Below are 18,274 nucleotides of genomic sequence, written 5' to 3'. Positions count from 1 at the left end.
GCGCCTGAGCTCAGTTGATGCAGCCGGTGTCAGCCGCCGTCCGCGGCTCCTCGGCGGTGCTCTCGCCGGCGGGTTCGGCCGGCTCGGTCGGCTGCCCGATGCCGGTGAAGTCGCTGCCCAGGACCAGCTGAACGGTGCCGCTGTCGGCGTCCTCGCTGACCTCGACGGCGGCCCCGGGGACCTGCGCGGCCAGCGTGGCGGCCGACGCCTCGTCCCCGGCGGCGTGCCGGATCACGGTTCGCTCGTAGTCGCTGCTGTCGGCGTTGCCGGTCTCGGTGACGACGAAGCCGGCGGCCTCGAGGTCGGCGGTGGCCTCGGCGGCCAGGCCGGAGGTGCCCGAGCCGTTGTAGACGGCGACCGACACCTCCGACGGCGCCACGGTGGCCGGCGCCTCCGGTGCGGGGGCCGGCGCCTCGGGTTCCTCGGACAGGGTGGCGAAGAACCGGTGCAGCGTCTCCTCGTCGGCCAGCCGCACGATCGAGCGGCCCTCCTCGTCGCGGTCGTCGGCCTCCACGATCGGCACGGTCTGGAAGTCGATGTCGCCCGGGGTCACCGACTGCAGCTGCTGGGCCAGGTCGAGCAGCCGGAGGTCCTCGTCGACGGTCAGCGACCTCGACGCCGCCTCGACCAGCTGCCGCTGCGTGCCCAGGTCGAGCAGCACGTCCTGGGACAGGACCTTGCGGAGCACGCCGCCGATGAACACCTGCTGGCGCACGATGCGGTCGAGGTCGCCGCGGGGGAGGGCGGTGCTGCCGTCCGGGCGCACGCCGTGCCGCTGGCGGACGAAGGCCAGCGCCTCGGCGCCGGAGATGGTCTGCTCGCCGGCGGGGAACACCGCGCCGGAGTACTCCGAGTCGTCCACGGCGTAGCAGAGGTTGACCGTGACGCCGCCGACGACGCTGGTCAGCTCGAAGAAGCCGAGCAGGTCGACCTCGGCGTAGTGGTCGATCCGCAGGCCGGAGAGCTGGCTGATCGTGCGGATGAGCAGCTGGGCGCCGGCGGCCTCCTTCTCCTCCACCGGCGCGGACTCGTCGACCTCCGCGTAGCCGTGGGCGTAGGCCGAGTTGAGCTTGTCCATCCCGTAGCCCGGGATCTCCACGTAGGAGTCGCGCGGGAAGGAGACGAACGAGGCGCGCGACCCGTCGGCCGGCACGTGCACCAGGATCATCGTGTCGGTGTTGATCCCGGAGTCCACGCCGGCGCTGAGCTCGGCCAGCTGCTCGGGGGTCAGGGCGGCGCGGCTGTCGTTGCCGACCAGCAGCAGGTTCATCGCCTCCGGGGCGTCCGCGGAATCGTCGTTGCCGTCGGCGGGGATGGCGTCGGTGCGGTTGACCGTGGCCTCGGCGACCCGGCCGAGGTACCAGCCCCATCCGCTGCCGGCCAGCAGCAGCGCCGACAGCACGGCGGCGACCGACCGGGCGACCACCACGCCGCGGGCGGTCCGGCGGCGGCCGCCGGTGGGCGGCCGGACGCCGTCGGCGGCGGGCGCACGGTGCGGACGGGACGGGCGGCCGCCGCGCGGGTCGAGCCACGCGGGGAGGGGGCGGTCCGGGGACCCGCCGTGCTCGTCGTGGTCTCGGCTCACGCGATCGAGGTTAGGGGCGGCCGGCGTCCGGAGGGGGCCGCCGCGACGTGGCAGGGTGCTCGCCGTGGACGTCGCACCGATCGGCCGGGTCGCCTCGCCGCGCACCGAGCCGCTGGACGACGACTGGGACTCGGTCACCGCCACGGTCACGCTGGACCCCGCGCGGTTCGGGCCGGACGCCCTCCGCGGACTCGAGGAGTTCTCCCACGTCGAGGTCGTGTACCTCTTCGACCGGGTCGACCCCGGCGCCGTCCAGACGGGTGCCCGCCGGCCCCGCGGCAACCCCGACTGGCCCGAGGTCGGCATCTTCGCCCAGCGCGGGAAGGGCCGCCCCAACCGGATCGGGGTCACCGTGTGCCGGCTGCTCGGCGTCGACGGGCTCACGCTGACCGTGCAGGCCCTCGACGCCGTCGACGGCACGCCCGTGCTCGACGTCAAGCCCTACATGGCCGAGTTCGGCCCCCGCGGCGAGGTGCGCCAGCCGGCCTGGTCGCACGAGCTCATGGCCGGCTACTGGCACGCCCCGGACGCGCGGCCCTGATCCCGGGCGGCGCCGCAGCCGTGGAGACGCTCACCCCGGCCCCACCCCCGCCTGGTGGGCGAGCACCACGGCGGCAGCGCGGTCCCTGGCGCAGAGCTTGGCCAGCACGCTGGAGAGGTTGTTGCGCACGGTCTTGCCCGACAGGCCCAGCCGGCGGGCGGTCGCCTCGGTGTCGAGGCCGTGGGCCAGCGCCTCGAGCACGTCGAACTCCCGGTCGGTCAGCTGGGGGAAGGGCCGTGACCGCGGCACGGCCGAGCGCCGGGCGATCGTGGCCAGCACGGTGTCACTGAGCACCGAGGCGCCCGAGGCCACGGCGGCCACGGCGTCGGCGATCTCGGACGGCGCCGCGGACTTCAGCAGGTAGCCGTGGGCGCCGGCGGCCAGCGCGTCGGCGACCTCGCGGTCACCGTCGAACGAGGTGAGCACCAGCACCCGGGTGTCCGGGCTGACCCGCCGGATGCCCGCGGTGGCGGCGACACCGTCCCCGCCGGGCATGCGCAGCTCGAGGACGGCGACGTCGGGCCGCTCCCGCTCGGCGGCGGCCACGGCCTGCTCGCCGCTGGCGGCCACGGCGACCACGGCGAAGGCAGGGCGGCCGTCGAGCATCGCCCGCAGGCCCTCGCGGAACATGGGGTGGTCGTCGGCGAGCAGCACGCGGGTGGTCACGGCGTCCCCGCCGGGAAGTGGGCCTGCACCTCGGCGCCGCCGTCGGTCCGCGTGCCCACGCGCAGCCGGCCGCCCACGGCCTCCGCGCGGGCGGCCATCGAGGGCAGGCCCACCCCGCCGCCCGGTCGCGGCGGCGCAGTGGCGGGCAGGCCCGTGCCGTCGTCGGCGACCTCGAGCACCAGGGCGCCGTCGCCGGCGGTGAGCCGCACCCGGCAGTGCCGGCCACCGGAGTGGCGGGCGGCGTTGGCCACCGCCTCGGTGGCGGTGCGGTAGACGGCGACCTCGGTCTCCGGGGTCACCGCCGGCAGGTCGGGGCCGGCCTCGACGGTCACCTCGAAGGCACCCGGGCGGGACAGCGCCGCGGCCCGGTCCCGCACGGCGGCGAGCAGGCCGCGGCGCACCAGGTCGTCGGGGCGGAGGTCCTCCAGGATGCCGGTGACCACCCCGCCCGCCCGGCTGGTCTCGTCCTCGACCCTGCTCAGCAGCGCCGCCGCGCCGTCGGTGTCCCCGGCCTCCAGCCGCTCGCGGGCGGCGGCCACCGCCAGCCGCACCCCGGACAGCGAGGGGCTCAGCTCGTCGTGCAGGTCGGCGCGCAGGCGGGCCCGCTCGTCGTCGCGGATGCGGACCAGCCGGCCGTGGGCGCGCTCGAGCTCGGTGGTCAGGCGGGCCGCGGCGACGACGGCGGCCACCGGTGCCAGCAGCTCGTCGAGCGCGGACAGGTCCACCGGGACGCCGTCCGGGTGCGGCACGAGCACCAGCCGGCCGACCACCTGGCCGGCGTGCTCCAGCGGCCGCTCGAGCTCGCGCCCGTCCGGCCGGCCCCAGGTGGCCAACCGCTCCCGCGCGGGACCGACCTGGACGTCGACGGCCGCGCCCTGCAGCTCGAGGGTCGTGCCCACCGTGGCGGCGACGAGCGGGAGGACCTCGTCCGGCGCCGGCGCGGCGGCGAGCCGCGCGGCCAGGTCGCGCAGCCCGGTGGTCGCCCGGTCCGGGGACGGCGGCCGCAGCGCGGAACCCCGCCGGTGCACCCACCCCGCGGCCGCAGCGGCCACCGCGACGGCCAGTGCGGCCGCGCACACGAGCACGGCGGCGGGGGCGTCGGGGTCCGCCACCTCGACGGCGCCGGCGACGGCACCCCCGGTGAACAACGCACCGCCGGCCCCGAGCAGGACCGACCACACGCGGTCCCACCGCGCCTGGCGGGACGCGGTGGGTTCGACCAGCACCGACAGGCCCACGGCGACCGGCAACAGCGCGAAGGTGGCGACGGCGTAGAGGTCCTGCAACCGGCTCGCCTGCGGCCAGGCGCCGCGGACGGCCAGCATCACCGGCCCGGCGAGGAGGTAGGTCGACGCGACGGCGGCGCCGGCCGCGAGGACCAGGCCGATGCGCACCCGCCTGCTGCCGGTCGAGCGCCGCCGGAGCCGGACCAGGGAGACGACGGCGGCGACGCCGATGGGGAGGAACAGCGCCAGGGGCAGGCCGATCGCGAGCGCCCCCAGGGGAGGCCCCCCGTCGGGCCAGAGCACCGCGGCCACGGTCGACCAGAGCAGGACGACCACCTGGTAGCGCAGCACCCGGCGCCACCAGCGGCCCCGGGGACCATCGGGGAACACGACGAGGAGGACGGCCAGCATCACCGGCGGGCCGAGCAGCCACAGGGCGTTGCCGTGGGTCTCGTCCAGCGGCGTCAGCAGGGCCAGCCCCAAGGCCACGGACATCACCGCCAGGGTGAGGGTGACGGGATGCCGTGGCCGGCGGGTCAGCAGCGCGCCGGTCACCGCCCAGATGGCCAGCGCGCCGCCGACGTAGACCAGCAGGTCCATGGCCGGACGCTAGGACCGCGTGTCCCCGCGGCGGAACCCGTTGCGCAGCGCCGTCGCAGCCACCGTGACCAGCAGCGCCGCGGCGACCGGGCCGGCCGGCAGGAACCAGACCTCCTGCGCCACCGACGTCGTGCCGAACCCGTTGGCGCTGTAGTAGGCCGCCCACCACACCGTCACCACCGCGGCGGGCAGTCCGGCGAGCACCGCGGCGGTGCGTGGCCGCGCACGCCAGGTGAGCGCCGCCACGATCGGCGGCAGGCCCAGCACGACCACCGCCGGGAAGGCGCCCACCGCGCCCCAGGCCAGGCAGTTCAGGACGCCGCTGAGCGCAGCCAGACCCCGCAGGGCGGGCGTGCGGTCGGTGACGCTGGTGGTGGTGACGGCCGACATCGGGAGCTCCCTCCTCCGCACGTCCCCCGGCGGGACGTGCCGGACAGAGGCTCCGACGCCCCGTGACCCGGGAGCCAGGGCACCGGTCCCGGGAGGCCGGGAGATCCCTCGGGACCGTCCGGAGACGCGGAACGGCGGGTGCCGGTGGGGCACCCGCCGTTCCGGTGTTCACGGCTGAGCTATCGAGCGGACTGCTCCTGGCGGCGCGGCAGCACCCAGCCCGGCCGCACGAAGTGGCACGTGTAGCCGTACGGGTACTTCTGCAGGTAGTCCTGGTGCTCCTCCTCGGCCTCCCAGAACGGGCCGGCCGCGGTCACCTCGGTGACGACCTTGCCGGGCCACAGGCCCGAGGCGTCGACGTCGGCGATCGTGTCCTCGGCGACGCGCTTCTGCTCGTCGCTGGTGTAGAAGATCGCCGAGCGGTAGCTCCGGCCCACGTCGTTGCCCTGACGGTCGACCGTCGTGGGGTCGTGGATCTGGAAGAAGAACTCCAGCAGCTCGCGGAACGAGATCAGGTCGGGGTCGAAGACGACCTCGACCGCTTCCGCGTGGTCGCCGTGGTTGCGGTAGGTGGCGTTCGGCGTGTCGCCGCCCGAGTACCCGACTCGGGTCGACAGCACCCCCGGGCGCTTGCGCAGCAGGTCCTGCGCTCCCCAGAAGCAGCCGCCGGCCAGGATCGCCGTCTCAGTGGTCATCGTCTGACCTCCCTCTCTAGGACGCCGTCAGAACACCACGGCGCGTGCGGGGATTCCGCCCGGCGTCGCGACGGAGGCCATCTCGGTCTTCTCGCTGCCTGCTGGCCGAGTCACCTCCGCTGAGATCGCACGGTGACGAAGTCGTGTGGCCCTCGGTGGAGCAGGACGTGCTCCACCGGTGACGCTGCCGCGTCCTGCGGCAACCTCGCGAACGCGATCGTGTCGTGGAGCGCCAACCGGATCTGCAGCAGTCCCCCGATCGCCACTACGCTCCCCCCATCCTGGAGGACGGATGAACACCTACGACACGCTGGTGTGGGCGGCGCGAGCAATCGAAGCGGCCACTGATCCGACTGCCGCAGACCTTCCCGAGGCAGACCGCGTGCAGCTGTTGGACTATGCGCGCCGGGCGACTGTCCACGGGTTCGACGTCGCGCTCCGGGATGCCCAGTTCTGGCAGGCCCTGACCTTGCCATCGAGCAAGGCCAAACGCCGACAGCGGCGGGTCGTCAGCAGCCGGCAGCACCGAGCGCTGACCGACATGGTGACCCACGGCCTGTTGCAGGTCCTCGTCCAATGCGGACACCAGCCCCCGCCGGACGCTTCTGAGGTGGTCACCGATGTCCGGCGGTCGTTGGACGCTGCGGCCAATTCTGAGGTCGGCAACACGAGCCAGGCCAAGGAGAACGTCAAGCGACTGCGTGACAGCCTAGCGAGGCTGACGCCGACCGACTCGCCGGATCGGCTGCAACGAGCGCTCAAGCGAAGCTGGAAACCAGTCGTGGCGATCGCTACGGCTGTCGTTGTGCCCTTCGCCGCCATACCTGCGCACCTGGTGGAGAAGGCGGTGGAGAAGCCGGCCGTCGCCGTCATCGCGGACTGGCTCGGCACCGAGAGCGGTGAGGCCGCGGATGACGTGGCCGCGGACGTGGATGACGAAGGAGAGGAGGTGCCGGGTGTCGCTGATGTCCCGCAGGGTCATGTGCCGGACCGCGGCGTCTGGCTTGACGTGGACGCGCTCACGGCATTCCTCGAGGACCAGCAGCCTGACGCCTCCGAGGGTTGATGGTCGCCATGACCGAGTTCGCCTCCCACGTCTCATCCGGCCCCGTTGAGGACCCGGTGTCCGGCGCTCTCCGGGCCAGCGCCTTGACGCCTTCTGCGGTACGGCCCCAGCGCCGAGCCGGACGCTTGTGAGGCAGCGGTCGGACCGGGGATGGGTCGCACGCTCCATAGAGCCCGACACAGCGGGGGATGCGTCGCGGCGGATGTGGGCGACCCCCGCGGGGGTGAGGCGATCCCGGCGGGGGTGGCTCGCCTCGATCAGCGCTGTGTGCGACGGCATGTCCGAGTCCTGACCTGCAGCGAACATCTCGGTGTGGGGTAGGACTCGAACCCACTACCCGGCCATGCGAGGGTCGGGCGCCGGACAGTGTGCGCCGCTGCCCTGGCCACCGATCGTCCTGACCGTCGCAGCTCGTGGGTCGGCACGTCGGCACGTCGGCTCGCAGTCGTCGGACGGAAGGCACACAGGCCTGAGACCTCACGGCGCTGACGATCATGTAGTCCTCTACACGCGCGGTCATCTCACGCTGGCGCGGATCCCAGGCCGAGGTTGCCACGAGCCGCTTGCCGGATTCCTCGCCTCAGGACGACTGCAGTCCCGTTCGGCTTGTACCCAACCGGTCGAGAGAGGGCGGATGAACTCAAGCCATGGGGGTGGCCGCCTGAGGGCGTGGCCTCGGATGAACGCCTACGTCCTCCCACGCTGCGAGCACAGCCTGGTGCTCCGGAGTGGCTTCGCCGAACAGCGAGACGGCACTGCCGACCGTGCAGCCGGCGAAGACGGTGAAGCCCGAAGCTGGGCGCAGACTCGGGTCCTTGAGAGCTTCGAACCAAATGAGGCCAGCACGCTCCCACGCATAGCCACCGAGTGCCATGGCGGTCCGATAGAAGGCGTGAGCCGGAATCCCGGAGTTGATGTGGACCCCCCCATTGTCATCGGGCGTCCGCACCAACTGTTGCAGATGCGCTACCTGCCGATCGGTGCCGAGAACCGGGTCGTTGGCGTACGCGGTTCCCGGTGACTTGAGGGAGCGGAGCGCATCACCGTTCCGGAGAAGTCTGGCGCCAACCAGCCAGTCAGCCTTCTCCGTCGTCTGACTCGCTGCGAACTGAGCGGTCAGGACACCGAAGATGTCGCAGAGGGCCTCGCTCAGGGCGCCGGCCTGATTGGCGAACCGGAGTCCCGCCAAGCCGGAGACCACCGCGTGACACAGTTCGTGCGCTACCACCTCGGGGGAGGCGCTGAACCGGTTGAAGAGTTGGCCATCGCCATCACCGACCACCAACTGAGTCCCGTCCCAGTAGACGTTGTCGTATCTCTCGCCGTAATGGGCGATGGCGGTCATGGGGGAGCCTGTGAACTCCTGCAGGTCGCAGCGGAAGGCCTCCCAGAGGAACCGATGGGTGTTGCCCATGGCGTCGAAGATCTCGTTGATGGTGATGTCGGCGACTGGAGGCTCACCCTCGCTGCGCGCCTGATGCCGACGCAAGCCCGTCCTGCTGTGCTGGGCGTCGTAGACCCGACGCATCAGGCGGGCGTCGGGCGCCCCGGCCCGCGTCTCCGTGCCAGGCGACGACGTCTGGTCCGATGGCGCCTCGGACGGCTGCCCCAACGCCTCGTGCGCAACTCCAGCTTGAGCCCACACGTGCCGCAGAATCTCGGGCGGAACGAAGCCGGTGCCCAGTTGAACGTGCACGAAGGCGGATGCGGACGCCGCCGACGCTCGAACTTCCAGGGTCTTGAGGTTCTCGTCGATCTCCTTCCTGTCGATCTTCGCGATCTCACCGGCCATGCTGATCGCGTTGCGAAGGACGTCGACCTCCGTGCGCAGTATCTGCTGACTGCTCGGGCCGAGGCGGTCGCCCTCTTGCGCGACGAAGGCAAGTGCCTCCAAGGCGGCATAGCCCTTGTAGATCGAGTTGAAGGGGACCACTCGCCGCATCTTCGCGATGGACTCGCTCCGCTGAGTCCAGACAGGAGCGTCGACCTTGGCTCTGGGCCAGGTCCCGGTACGGAGGAAATAGGCCACCGCGGCACTGTTGCGGGTGAGTTCGCCATATATCAGACGAGCAGACGTGCGGCTGCTCTCCTTGGACAGGCGGAAGCTGGTGTAAAGGGCGAACAGACTCGCAACGACTGTTCCCGCGACAGCGAGCACAATGGCACTCGCGGACATCGGCTCACTCCTTGCAGGGACGTCCGGCCATCGTCCGCCTGTCGTGAACCGGTCACTGCCGGTACGAAAGGCTCCTCAGTCGACCTGCAATCGTCGGCGCCCGATTGCACCCGGGTGCCGAAAGCCCTCTCATCGGACTGGCCGACTTCACCGTGGTGGGCCGAACTGAGGCGCGGACTGCAGCGATGGGGGAAGTGTCTGACGGGGACGTCACCGAAGCGTCACCTCCACGTCACGGGCACATCAAGAGGCATCGACGAAGGAGGTCCTCGGTCCCGGTCGACTGGCGACCTGCCAGGGCAGGCTGCCGGGCATGTCGTCGTAGGGACCCTCCTCGACGCCGCGTCCGATCGGTGACGAGCTGCGGGCGATGACCGAGTCGCTGGTCCCGTCGCGGAAGCCGACAGCACACTGCCGCACCGGATCACCACGAGCTCCTGGCCCCGAGGTGTGCCAGGGCATCGCCTATGGTGTCGACCCGCATCGGCTGGTTCACGCGGCCCCGAGTTGGCCTCGAGTCGGGTCGGCTGGCGGAGGTGCGCGAGTGGGCCGGGCCACCGCCGTCACGTCTTGGCTCTCGGCGGTGACCGCCAGCACCGCCCGATACCGCTGCTCGCCACACTCGGTTCCGGCATCGCGCGAGCGTCAAGCCTCAGCCGACGCCCGTTCGTCAAGCATCAGGCGAAACCACAATCGTGCGTGGGGCGGGTGGGGCTCGAACCCACGACCCAGGGATTATGAGTCCCGTGCTCTGACCGGCTGAGCTACCGCCCCGGACGGTGCCGTCCAGCCTGCCAGACGTCCCCCGCGGACTGCCGCGGACGTCGAGCCGTCTCACAGCCCGCGCAGGGCTGTCCGCCAGCGACGGCCGCCACGGTGGTGCTCCCCGGACCGCGAGGAGCACCCGTGAACGACCACCCGTCCCCGACCCCCAGCGGCAACCGCTGGGAGCCGTCGACGATCCCCGCCTGGCACCCCGAGCACGTCCCGGCCGACGCCGCGTCCGGCCCGTCCCGCACCGCGACGGCGGACGCGCCCGCCGTGAGCAGCACCCCGGCCGGCAGCACCCCGACCGGCGGCGCGGGCACCTCCCGGCAGGGGATGCCCTCCCCGCTGAGGAAGCGGGCCGCCGCCGGTGCGGCCGCGGCGGCCCTGCTCGCGATCGGCGGGGCCGGGGGCTTCGCCGTCGGCTCGGCGGCCGCCGGCGACACCGGGGCGTCGGTCGTCCAGCAGGGCGGTGGCACCGCCGACCCGGACGGGGACGGTCTCCCCGGTGGCCGGCCGAACTTCGGTCAGGGCGTCCCGCCCGGCCCCGGCGGCACGCCACCCGGCCTCGACGACGGCACCACCGATGACGGCACCACCGACGAGGGCACCACCGACGGCACCACCGGCGGGACGGGCGGCGACCCCGCATGAGCACCGCCGTCGCGACGCCCTCCCCGGGGACGGTGCTCACCGTCCCCGAGGAGGACCGGCGGGCGCGCACGGACGCCGCCGTCCGCACCGTCGCCACGGTGCTGCTGTGGGCCGGCCTCGCCCTCGTCACCTGGTGGTGGGCCTCCGGCGGCGGCGTCGCCGACCTGACCGCCTGGGACACCGGGCTGACCTCGCTCGGCCGGCTGACCGGCCTGCTGGCCTCCGACCTGCTGCTCGTCCAGGTCCTGCTGATGAGCCGGCTGCCCGTCCTGGAGCGCGCCTTCGGCCAGGACCGGCTCGTGAGACTGCACCGGGTCACCGGCCTCACGTCCTTCGACCTGCTGGTCGGGCACGTCGTGCTCGTCACCTGGGGCTACGCCGCCGGGGAGCTGTCGCGGACGCCGGCCACCCTGTGGGAGCTGACGACGCAGTACCCCGGCATGCTGCTGGCCGTCGCCGGCACCGCCTGCCTCGTGCTGGTCGTCGTCACCAGCGTCCGCGCCGCCCGCCGCCGGCTGCGCTACCAGTCCTGGCACCTGATCCACCTCTACGCCTACCTCGGTGTCGGCCTCGCCCTGCCCCACCAGCTGTGGACCGGCCAGGAGTTCCTGTCCTCCCCGGCGGCCACCGTCTACTGGTGGTCCCTGTGGACGGCCGCCGCCGGGGCGGTCCTGGTCTGGCGGGTCGCGCTGCCGGTGGTGCGCAGCGCCCGGCACGGGCTGCGGGTCACCACGGTCGTGCCCGAGGGCGACGGCGTCGTGTCGGTCTACCTGTCCGGCCGGCACCTCGACCGGCTGCCCGTGGAGGCCGGCCAGTTCCTCACCTGGCGCTTCCTCGCCGGTCCCGGCTGGACGCGCGCCCACCCGTACTCGCTGTCGGCCGCGCCCGACGGCCGCAGCCTGCGCATCACCGTGAAGGACTCCGGGGACGGCAGCGCCGCGGTCGCGCGGTTGCGGCCGGGCACCCGTGCCCTCGTCGAGGGACCCCACGGCCGGCTCAGCGCCCGCGCCCGGACCCGGCGTCGCGTGCTGCTCGTCGGTGCCGGGGTCGGCGTCGCCCCGCTGCGCGCACTGGCCGAGGCGCTGCCCTACGCCCCCGGCGAGGCCGCCCTGCTCTACCGCCACACCGGTCGCCCCCTGTTCGAGCGGGAGCTCGCCGTGCTCGCCCGGGAGCGCGGGCTGCAGGTCCTCCTGCTGCCCGGCCACCGGCGCTCGCCCGACTCCTGGCTCGGCGAGGGCGTGCCGCCCGTCCCGGACGCCGCGGTGCTCGCCGCCTGGGTGCCCGACCTCGCCGACCGCGACGTGTACGTGTGCGGGCCGGAGGGCTGGGCCGCCGGGGTCCGCCGCAGCGCCGAGGCCGCGGGCCTGCCCGCGGGCCGGTGCCACGTCGAGAGCTTCGGGTGGTGAGCGGGGTGCGCCGCATCGTCCTCTGGCTGGCCACGACCGCCACCGGCGTCGTCCTGCTGTTCGGCTACCCGACCTCGACGTCGTCGACGCCGGCCGTCTCCGCCGTGGTCGAGGCCGCGGGGGCCGCGACGGCGACGACGGGTACCGGCGGCACGGTCACCGTCACCGGCCCGGCGGCGGACACCCGCTGGGGGCCGGTGCAGGTGCAGGTGACCGTCACCGACGGGCAGATCACCGACGTCGAGGTCGTCGAGTACCCCACCGGGAACGGCAGGGACCGGGAGATCAACGCGCGGGCCGTGCCCGTGCTCGTGCAGGAGACCCTCGACGCGCAGAGCGCCGACGTCCACGCGGTCAGCGGCGCGACGCTCACCAGTGAGGGCTACGTGGAGTCCCTGCAGGCCGCGCTCGACCGGGCGGGGCTGTGACCGCCGCACCGGTCCGGTACGTCGAGCACGTGATGGGCCTGCCGTTCAGCCTCGCGCTGCGCGGCAGGCACGCCGCCGACGACGTCGGCCGCGCGGCCTGGGCGCGGGCGGTGGCCGTGCTGCGGGAGGCCGACCGGGTCTTCAGCACCCACCGGGCCGACTCGGTGGTCTCCCGTCTCGGCCGCGGCGAGCTGGCGCTCGGCGACTGCCCGCCGGAGGTGGCCGAGGTGCTGGCCGTCGGCGCAGCCGTGCAGCGCGACAGCGGGGGCGCGTTCGCCGTCCGCCGCCCCGGCCCGGACGGCGCCGAGGTGCTCGACCCCAGCGGCGTGGTGAAGGGCTGGGCGGCCGAGCGGGCCGCCGGGGTGCTGCGCGGGCTGCCGGGGACCGACTTCCTCCTCGACGCCGGCGGTGACGTCGTCTGCCGCACGATCGACGGCGGCCGGCCGTGGCGCGTGGGGATCGAGGACCCCCACGACCCCCGGCGCCTCGTGGCGACGGTCCCGGTGACCGCGGGCGCCGTCGCCACCTCCGGGACGGCGCACCGCGGGCAGCACCTCGTGGACGCGCGCACCGGCCGGCCGCCGGTGGGGGTGGCGTCGGTGACCGTGCTGGCCGACTCGCTCGTCGACGCCGACGTCGACGCGACCGCCGCCTACGCGCTGGGCCGCGACGCCGCCCGCTGGCTGGCCGGCCGGGCCGGGCGCACCGGTCTGGTGGTGTGGGCCGACGGCACCGCGGAGACGGTGCCGCCGGCTCCCTGAGCTCAGCCCGCGTCGCGCCAGAACGCCCCGGGGCCGTCCGGGCCGCCGCGGAACCCGTCGGGGCCGTCGAACGCGTCGGCCAGCCCGTGCAGCACCAGCGAGGCCACCAGCAGCACCGTGATCAGGGTGAGCACCGTGACGAGCGCGATCCGCACCGCCGCCGGACGGCCGGTGCGCGCGTCGGTCATCGTGGTGCGCAGCTGTTCCCAGGCCATCAGCCCCAGCGGCCGCCAGCCCGGCGCGCCGTGCCGCGCCGCCGCGGGCGCCGGCGGCAGGTCCGCGGTCAGCGGGGCCAGGTCGCGCAGGTGGACCGCCGCGAACGCCGCCGCCATCCGCTCACCGCCCTCCTCGAGGGTCAGCAGCCCACGCGCGACGGCGTCCTGCAGCGCCTGCACCGTCGCCACCCGGTCGCTGTCGGCCGCCCGCAGCGGCGGTGCCGGTGACGGCGTGCCCGATCCGCTCATCTGTTTCTCCCCTTGCTCGGCGGGTAACGGCGGGCCAGCGTCCCCCGGCATCCTGTGACCGACCTGTGAGCGGCGTCACCGGCGCGACGAGCCGAGGGAGTCACTCCTCCGGAGCGTGTGTCACCCCACACGTCGCGTGAGACGCGCTGGTCACAGGGCCGTCGGCGCAAGCGGGCGCGCCGGGTGGTTGACCGTTTCGTTACCTGGGCCCGGGATCCCGTAGTACGTTCGCCCGCGGTCCTGCCGGGCTCACCGCTCCTCGATCCGCGAGGACGCCGGCCGGATCCCGCCTGACCGCCGGCCACCGCGCCGGGGACCGGGACCTCCCTGGGAGGCCCCGGTCCGGTCGCGCCCACGTCCGCCGGACGTGGGTGAGCCGTGCGTCCACTCCGGACGCCCGGTGGCCCGGGAAGCGGTCCCGAGGAACGGAGATCCGCCGTCTTGGCGACCCTGCACCACCGGACCCGCCCGCGCTCCGCCCGTCGTCTCCGCAGTGCCGTGGCCGCCACCGGCGCCGCCCTGGGCCTCCTGCTCACGGCGTCCGCCCCGGCGCTGGCCGACCCGGCCGACGACGTCGCCGCCGCGGAGGCCGCCGAGCAGGGCCTCGTCGCCGAGGTCGAGCGGGTCAAGGCCCAGGTCGCCGCCGCCGAGGAGCAGCTGCAGCGGATGACCGTCGAGGCCGAGGCCGCGGCCGACGCCGCCCTGGTCGCGCAGGCCGAGCTCGCCGCCGCCCAGCAGCAGGCCGAGCTCGCCGCCGCCGAGCTGCAGGCCGCCCGGGACGCCGTCGCGCAGGCGCAGGACGAGGTCGTCGAGCTCGGCCGCGAGGCCTACATGGGCAGCCAGGGCGAGCTCGCCGGCACCGCCTCGGTGCTGCTCGACAGCCAGGGGCCGCGCGAGGTCCTCGAGCGCGCCGCCACGCTGGACCTGCTCGGCGACCAGCGCGCGGAGACGCTGGAGGAGTTCGAGCTGCTCGAGACGCAGGAGGCCGCGGCCGACGCCGCCGCCCGCGCCGCCGTCGAGGAGCGCGACGCCGCCGCCCGCGCGGCCGCCGAGACCCAGGCCGCGGCCGAGGCCCGCCTGGCGCAGGCCCAGGCCGAGTACGACGGCGTGGCCGCCGAGAAGGCCCGCCTCGACGAGCAGCTGCGCGCCGCCGAGGTCGAGCTGCTGCGGCTGCGCGGGGTCGCCGACGCCGAGGCCGCCTACGCCGCCCAGCAGAGCGCCCAGCAGCAGGCCGCCGTCAACGTGCAGTCCGCCGCCGGCGGGGGCATCGCGCCGGCCACCGGCCGGGTGACGTCCTGCTTCGGCCCGCGCTGGGGGACCATGCACCAGGGCGTGGACATCGCCGCCCCGATCGGCACCCCCGTCTACGCCCCCGAGGGCGGCGTGGTGCTGCAGGCCGGCCCGGCCAGCGGCTTCGGCCAGGCCGTCTACGTCCAGCACGACGACGGCCGCATCACCCTCTACGGCCACGTCGACACCTTCACCGTGTCCGCCGGCCAGGTGGTCAGCGCCGGCCAGCAGATCGCGACCGTGGGCAACAAGGGGCAGTCGACCGGACCGCACCTGCACTTCGAGGTGCACGAGGGCGGCCTGTACGCCAGCCGGGTCAACCCGGTGCCGTGGCTCCAGGCGCACGGCGTCTCGCTGGGCGGCGCCTGCTAGCGGCCCGTCATCCCCGGCGGCCGCGCAGCCGGCCCAGCAGGTCGCCCGCGCCGCCGACGGTGCGGGCGGCCAGCGCCAGGATCGGCCCGCCCGGGATCCCCGGCGCGGCCTCCACGATGGGCGCCAGGCGCATCAGCTCCGGCAGGTCGCGCACCCGCAGCCGCCGGCGGACCAGCGCCGCGGCGGGGTTGACCCGCCCCGACGCGGCCTCCAGGAGCACGTCGGCGGCGGCCTCGACGACGGCGCCCGGCGGGCGGTCGCCGTCGACCCGGCGCACCGTCCAGCCCGGTGGCTCCGCGGCGAACGCCCAGCCGCCCTCGGGGGTGAGCAGGGCCGCGCCGCCGGAGATGCCCGACGCCGCCGCCAGCGCCCCGGTGACCTCCGCCAGGGCGGCCAGCCCCGCCTGCAGCACCGACGGCGGCGGTGGGGGAGCACCCAGCGGCACCAGGTCCAGCCCGTGGACGGCGAGCTCGTAGGCCTGGCCGAGCACCACCGACAGCATCGGCAGCCGGCCCACCGTGGAGACGGCCGGCGCGGTGTCGAGCCCGGCCGGCGCGTCGGTGAGGTAGCGCACCGTCGCCTCGCGGTTGCGGCGCAGCGCCGCCAGCACCTCCTCGCGCGGGGCGTCGCGGTGCGCGGCGGTCACCCGGGCGTTCGTGGCGTCGACGTCCGGCGGGGTGCCGGTGCCGCCGGACCGCGCCGAGGCCCGCAGGTCCTCCAGTGGGGCGTGGTCGGGCCAGGCGCCGAGGTGCACGCAGACCTCGTGCGCCCGCCACCCGGGCAGCCGGGTGGGCCGGTCGAGGTCCACCGCGGCCGCCTGCCCGAGGAAGGTGTCCCAGGCCTCCAGCACCAGCGGACCGACCACCTCCCGTCCGGCACCGGCCAGTCCCTGCTCGTGCTCGCGCTCCGCCGCGTCGCCGTCCACGCAGGCGTCCCTACCCACCCGCCGGCGGTTCCCGGTGCGAGCCGTGCCACCCGGCAGGGGGAGAGGGCCGACGGTCGCGTGCAGATGCGGACGATGCCGTCCGATGACCCCGTCGTGGACGACGCAGCAGCCGGGAGAGGCCCCGGCGCGGGGCCCCTCCGCGCGGCGCTGCGCCGGCTGCCGGGCTGGGTCGGCACCGGGCTCTACCGCCCGCTCGCCGAGGACGAGGAGCGGGCCCGCTACTGGATCCGCCACGTGCGGTCCGGCGTGCTGCTCAGCGAGGTCGCCGGGCTCGCCTCCCTGACGTACACCCTGGTGACGCCCACCGCCGGCCACCGGCACCCGGTGCTGCTCGTGCTGGCCTCGTCGGTGGTCCTCGGGGCGCCGCTGCTGCTCCTGCTCCCGCTGCGCCGCATGTTCCACGACCTGCGGGGCGGGGTGTTCTTCTACGCCTGGAGCGCCGCGGTCACCACCGTCATCACCGTGGCCGCCCGTCTCGACGGCGGCGCCGACAGCCCGCTGTCGGTGCTGTTCTTCCTCAACCTGGTCTTCATGGCGGTGGCCTATCCGCCGGCCGGCGTCGTGCTCACCGGGACGGCGACGGCGATCTGCTACACGCTGCTCGTCGCCGGCCCGCTGGACTCGCGCTCGCTGTTCGTGGCCACCGTCCTGGTGACCGTCACCCTCGTGTGCACCTTCACCTCCGCCAACCACTGGGCCGCCCACGACCGGCAGGTCGTGCTCGTGCGCACGCTGGAGGCGCTGGCCGGCAGCGACCCGCTGACCGGGGTGCCCAACCGCCGGGTCTTCCTCGAGCGCGTCGCCCGGGCCGTCGTCCGCGCCGGGCGGGGCGAGCGGGCGGTGGTCTGCGTCGTCGACCTCGACGGGTTCAAGGGCGTCAACGACCGCGACGGCCACGCCGCGGGGGACGCCGTGCTGCGCCGGGTGGCGTCGGCGCTCGGTGCGGCGGTCCGCGAGACCGACACCGTCGCCCGGATGGGCGGGGACGAGTTCGCCGTCCTCGCCGACTGCCCGGCGCCGGGGGACGACGCCGCGCTGGCCGGGCGGCTGCGGGCCGCCGTCGCCGAGGTGGGTGCCGGGTGCGGCGTGACGGGCAGCGTCGGCTGCGCCGTCGTGCACCCCGACGACGCCGTCGCGGACGTGCTGCACCGCGCCGACGCGGCCATGTACCGCGCCAAGGCGGCCGGCGGGGACCGGGTGCACGACCTCGCACGGTGACCGTCCCGCCCGCGTGGCGGTGACCGACCGTGACAGGCGAGCCCGAGCCGGGGTCACGAGACACGACCGACCGCCACCACGCGTGAGCGGGTCCCCGCGGTACCGTCAGGGCGACCCGGGGGTGGGCGGGCAACCCAGCGACTCCCGTGCTATGGCGCTGACCAGCGCCTACGCGCCGGGAGGGGCGGCCGAGGTCACACCTGCACCAGCCGCCGCATCCGCACTGGCGCTACGGGTGGTCCATCGTGCACACTGTCGGTGGATCCCTGGTCCACCGGAGCTGACCACAGCCTGTCACCGAATCGATCGTCCGTTGGGGAAGACGAGACCGATCGAGTCGATGGAGGTGCCTCGTGCAGCGACGGTCTACCCAGGGTGTCGTCTTCGTGCACTCCTGCCCGAAGGCGCTCTGCCAGCACGTCGAGTGGGCGCTCGAGCGCGTCGTCGGCGCGCCGGTCTCCCTGTCGTGGGCCGAGCAGCCCGCGGCGCACGGTGCCTACCGTGCCGAGGTGGCCTGGACCGGTGCTCCCGGGACGGGCGCCAAGCTGGTCGCCGCGCTGCGCGCGTGGCCGATGCTGCGCTTCGAGGTGACCGAGGAGGCCAGCCACGGCAACGACGGCGAGCGGATGTCCTACGTGCCCGGGCACGGGGTCTACCGGGCACCGACGAGCGCCAACGGCGACCTCGTCGTCACCGAGCAGCAGCTGCGCACCCTCGCGGCCACCGCCACGTCGGTCGAGGCGTTCCGCCACGGGGTCGACCAGCTCCTCGGCGCGGCGTGGGACGCCGACCTGGAGGTCTACCGGTACGCCGGCGACGGCAGCCAGACGACCTGGCTGCACCAGGTCGTCTGAGGTGTCGTCGGAGCGCCTGGCCCCGGTCCCGGTCACGATTGAGGCACACGACGTGAGGCTCCCCGGCCCGCCGTCGTAGGCTCCAGGCCAGGTCGTCCGGACGCCGTCGGGGAAGCGGCGTCCGGACGGCCTCCCGCGAGAGGCCCGCCACCGCTGCAGCGGTGGCGGGCC

17 protein-coding genes and 1 tRNA gene are annotated in these 18,274 nt (G+C 74.8%); 9 read left to right on the top strand and 9 right to left on the bottom strand.

From position 1 onward, the window contains the following. Positions 1-10: 10 nt before the first annotated feature. On the bottom strand, positions 11-1,585 hold the full coding sequence (locus CHC04_RS06940) for an LCP family protein (protein WP_089403117.1): 1,575 nt from the start codon (positions 1,583-1,585) through the stop codon (positions 11-13). Positions 1,586-1,649: 64 nt separating this feature from the next. Between CHC04_RS06940 and CHC04_RS06935 the strand changes: the two genes are divergently transcribed. Beyond that, positions 1,650-2,126 carry an SAM-dependent methyltransferase gene (locus tag CHC04_RS06935; RefSeq protein ID WP_217897208.1) on the top strand — a complete coding sequence of 159 codons (477 nt, stop codon included), beginning with the start codon at positions 1,650-1,652 and terminating at the stop codon, positions 2,124-2,126. Positions 2,127-2,156: 30 nt separating this feature from the next. Here the strand turns inward: CHC04_RS06935 and CHC04_RS06930 are convergent, their stop codons facing one another. The 4 genes from CHC04_RS06930 to msrA form a co-directional block, all read right to left on the bottom strand. Continuing rightward, a complete protein-coding gene (locus CHC04_RS06930; RefSeq protein ID WP_217897207.1) occupies positions 2,157-2,792 on the bottom strand; it encodes a response regulator in 636 nt (211 codons plus the stop codon). Then, on the bottom strand, positions 2,789-4,618 hold the full coding sequence (locus tag CHC04_RS06925; protein WP_089403115.1) for a sensor histidine kinase: 1,830 nt from the start codon (positions 4,616-4,618) through the stop codon (positions 2,789-2,791). Before CHC04_RS06925 ends, CHC04_RS06930 begins: the two co-directional genes overlap by 4 nt. 9 nt (positions 4,619-4,627) lie before the next feature. Then, positions 4,628-5,008 (bottom strand): hypothetical protein, encoded by a 381-nt coding sequence (locus tag CHC04_RS06920; RefSeq protein WP_089403114.1) that lies wholly within the window; start codon positions 5,006-5,008, stop codon positions 4,628-4,630. Positions 5,009-5,187: 179 nt separating this feature from the next. Continuing rightward, positions 5,188-5,703, bottom strand: a complete 516-nt coding sequence (gene msrA / locus CHC04_RS06915) for a peptide-methionine (S)-S-oxide reductase MsrA (protein WP_089403113.1) — start codon at positions 5,701-5,703, stop codon at positions 5,188-5,190. A gap of 292 nt (positions 5,704-5,995) precedes the next feature. On the opposite strand from msrA, the gene CHC04_RS06910 reads away from it, so the two are divergent. Then, entirely contained in the window at positions 5,996-6,769 is a 774-nt protein-coding gene (locus tag CHC04_RS06910) for a hypothetical protein (protein ID WP_089403112.1), read from the top strand. Positions 6,770-7,409: 640 nt separating this feature from the next. Here the strand turns inward: CHC04_RS06910 and CHC04_RS06905 are convergent. Together CHC04_RS06905 and CHC04_RS06900 are read right to left on the bottom strand one after the other, a co-directional pair. After that, positions 7,410-8,945 carry a M4 family metallopeptidase gene (locus CHC04_RS06905; RefSeq protein WP_089403111.1) on the bottom strand — a complete coding sequence of 512 codons (1,536 nt, stop codon included), beginning with the start codon at positions 8,943-8,945 and terminating at the stop codon, positions 7,410-7,412. A 700-nt stretch (positions 8,946-9,645) separates the two neighbouring features. After that, a tRNA-Ile gene (locus tag CHC04_RS06900) sits at positions 9,646-9,719 on the bottom strand. A 132-nt stretch (positions 9,720-9,851) separates the two neighbouring features. On the opposite strand from CHC04_RS06900, the gene CHC04_RS06895 reads away from it, so the two are divergent. The 4 genes from CHC04_RS06895 to CHC04_RS06880 are packed head-to-tail and all read left to right on the top strand — an operon-like array spanning position 9,852 to position 12,959. Continuing rightward, positions 9,852-10,364, top strand: coding sequence for a hypothetical protein (locus tag CHC04_RS06895; protein WP_089403110.1), 513 nt, complete (start codon positions 9,852-9,854; stop codon positions 10,362-10,364). After that, on the top strand, positions 10,361-11,770 hold the full coding sequence (locus CHC04_RS06890; RefSeq protein WP_089403109.1) for a ferredoxin reductase family protein: 1,410 nt from the start codon (positions 10,361-10,363) through the stop codon (positions 11,768-11,770). Before CHC04_RS06895 ends, CHC04_RS06890 begins: the two co-directional genes overlap by 4 nt. Next, entirely contained in the window at positions 11,767-12,198 is a 432-nt protein-coding gene (locus CHC04_RS06885) for an FMN-binding protein (protein ID WP_217897206.1), read from the top strand. The genes CHC04_RS06890 and CHC04_RS06885 overlap by 4 nt, the downstream gene beginning before the upstream one ends. Continuing rightward, positions 12,195-12,959: an FAD:protein FMN transferase gene (locus tag CHC04_RS06880; protein ID WP_217897205.1), complete on the top strand. Its 765-nt coding sequence runs from the start codon at positions 12,195-12,197 to the stop codon at positions 12,957-12,959. Before CHC04_RS06885 ends, CHC04_RS06880 begins: the two co-directional genes overlap by 4 nt. A gap of 2 nt (positions 12,960-12,961) precedes the next feature. Here the strand turns inward: CHC04_RS06880 and CHC04_RS06875 are convergent, their stop codons facing one another. Then, entirely contained in the window at positions 12,962-13,423 is a 462-nt protein-coding gene (locus tag CHC04_RS06875) for a DUF1707 SHOCT-like domain-containing protein (RefSeq protein WP_217897204.1), read from the bottom strand. 498 nt (positions 13,424-13,921) lie between these two features. On the opposite strand from CHC04_RS06875, the gene CHC04_RS06870 reads away from it, so the two are divergent. Further along, the gene (locus tag CHC04_RS06870) at positions 13,922-15,085 is read left to right on the top strand and encodes a M23 family metallopeptidase (RefSeq protein WP_245817036.1); all 1,164 of its coding nucleotides are present in this window, start codon (positions 13,922-13,924) and stop codon (positions 15,083-15,085) included. A gap of 7 nt (positions 15,086-15,092) precedes the next feature. On the opposite strand, the gene CHC04_RS06865 is transcribed toward CHC04_RS06870, so the two are convergent. After that, on the bottom strand, positions 15,093-16,010 hold the full coding sequence (locus tag CHC04_RS06865; protein WP_089403108.1) for a maleylpyruvate isomerase N-terminal domain-containing protein: 918 nt from the start codon (positions 16,008-16,010) through the stop codon (positions 15,093-15,095). A 114-nt stretch (positions 16,011-16,124) separates the two neighbouring features. On the opposite strand from CHC04_RS06865, the gene CHC04_RS06860 reads away from it, so the two are divergent. Together CHC04_RS06860 and CHC04_RS06855 are read left to right on the top strand one after the other, a co-directional pair. Then, on the top strand, positions 16,125-17,249 hold the full coding sequence (locus CHC04_RS06860) for a GGDEF domain-containing protein (RefSeq protein ID WP_176449848.1): 1,125 nt from the start codon (positions 16,125-16,127) through the stop codon (positions 17,247-17,249). Positions 17,250-17,602: 353 nt separating this feature from the next. Further along, positions 17,603-18,103 carry a DUF3145 domain-containing protein gene (locus CHC04_RS06855; RefSeq protein ID WP_089403106.1) on the top strand — a complete coding sequence of 167 codons (501 nt, stop codon included), beginning with the start codon at positions 17,603-17,605 and terminating at the stop codon, positions 18,101-18,103. Positions 18,104-18,274: the final 171 nt, after the last annotated feature.

It is taken from the genome of Geodermatophilus saharensis, from assembly GCF_900188205.1.
GTDB lineage: Bacteria > Actinomycetota > Actinomycetes > Mycobacteriales > Geodermatophilaceae > Geodermatophilus > Geodermatophilus saharensis.
Note: the sequence above shows the minus strand (reverse complement) of the source record. Positions and strands in the feature narration are given on the sequence as shown.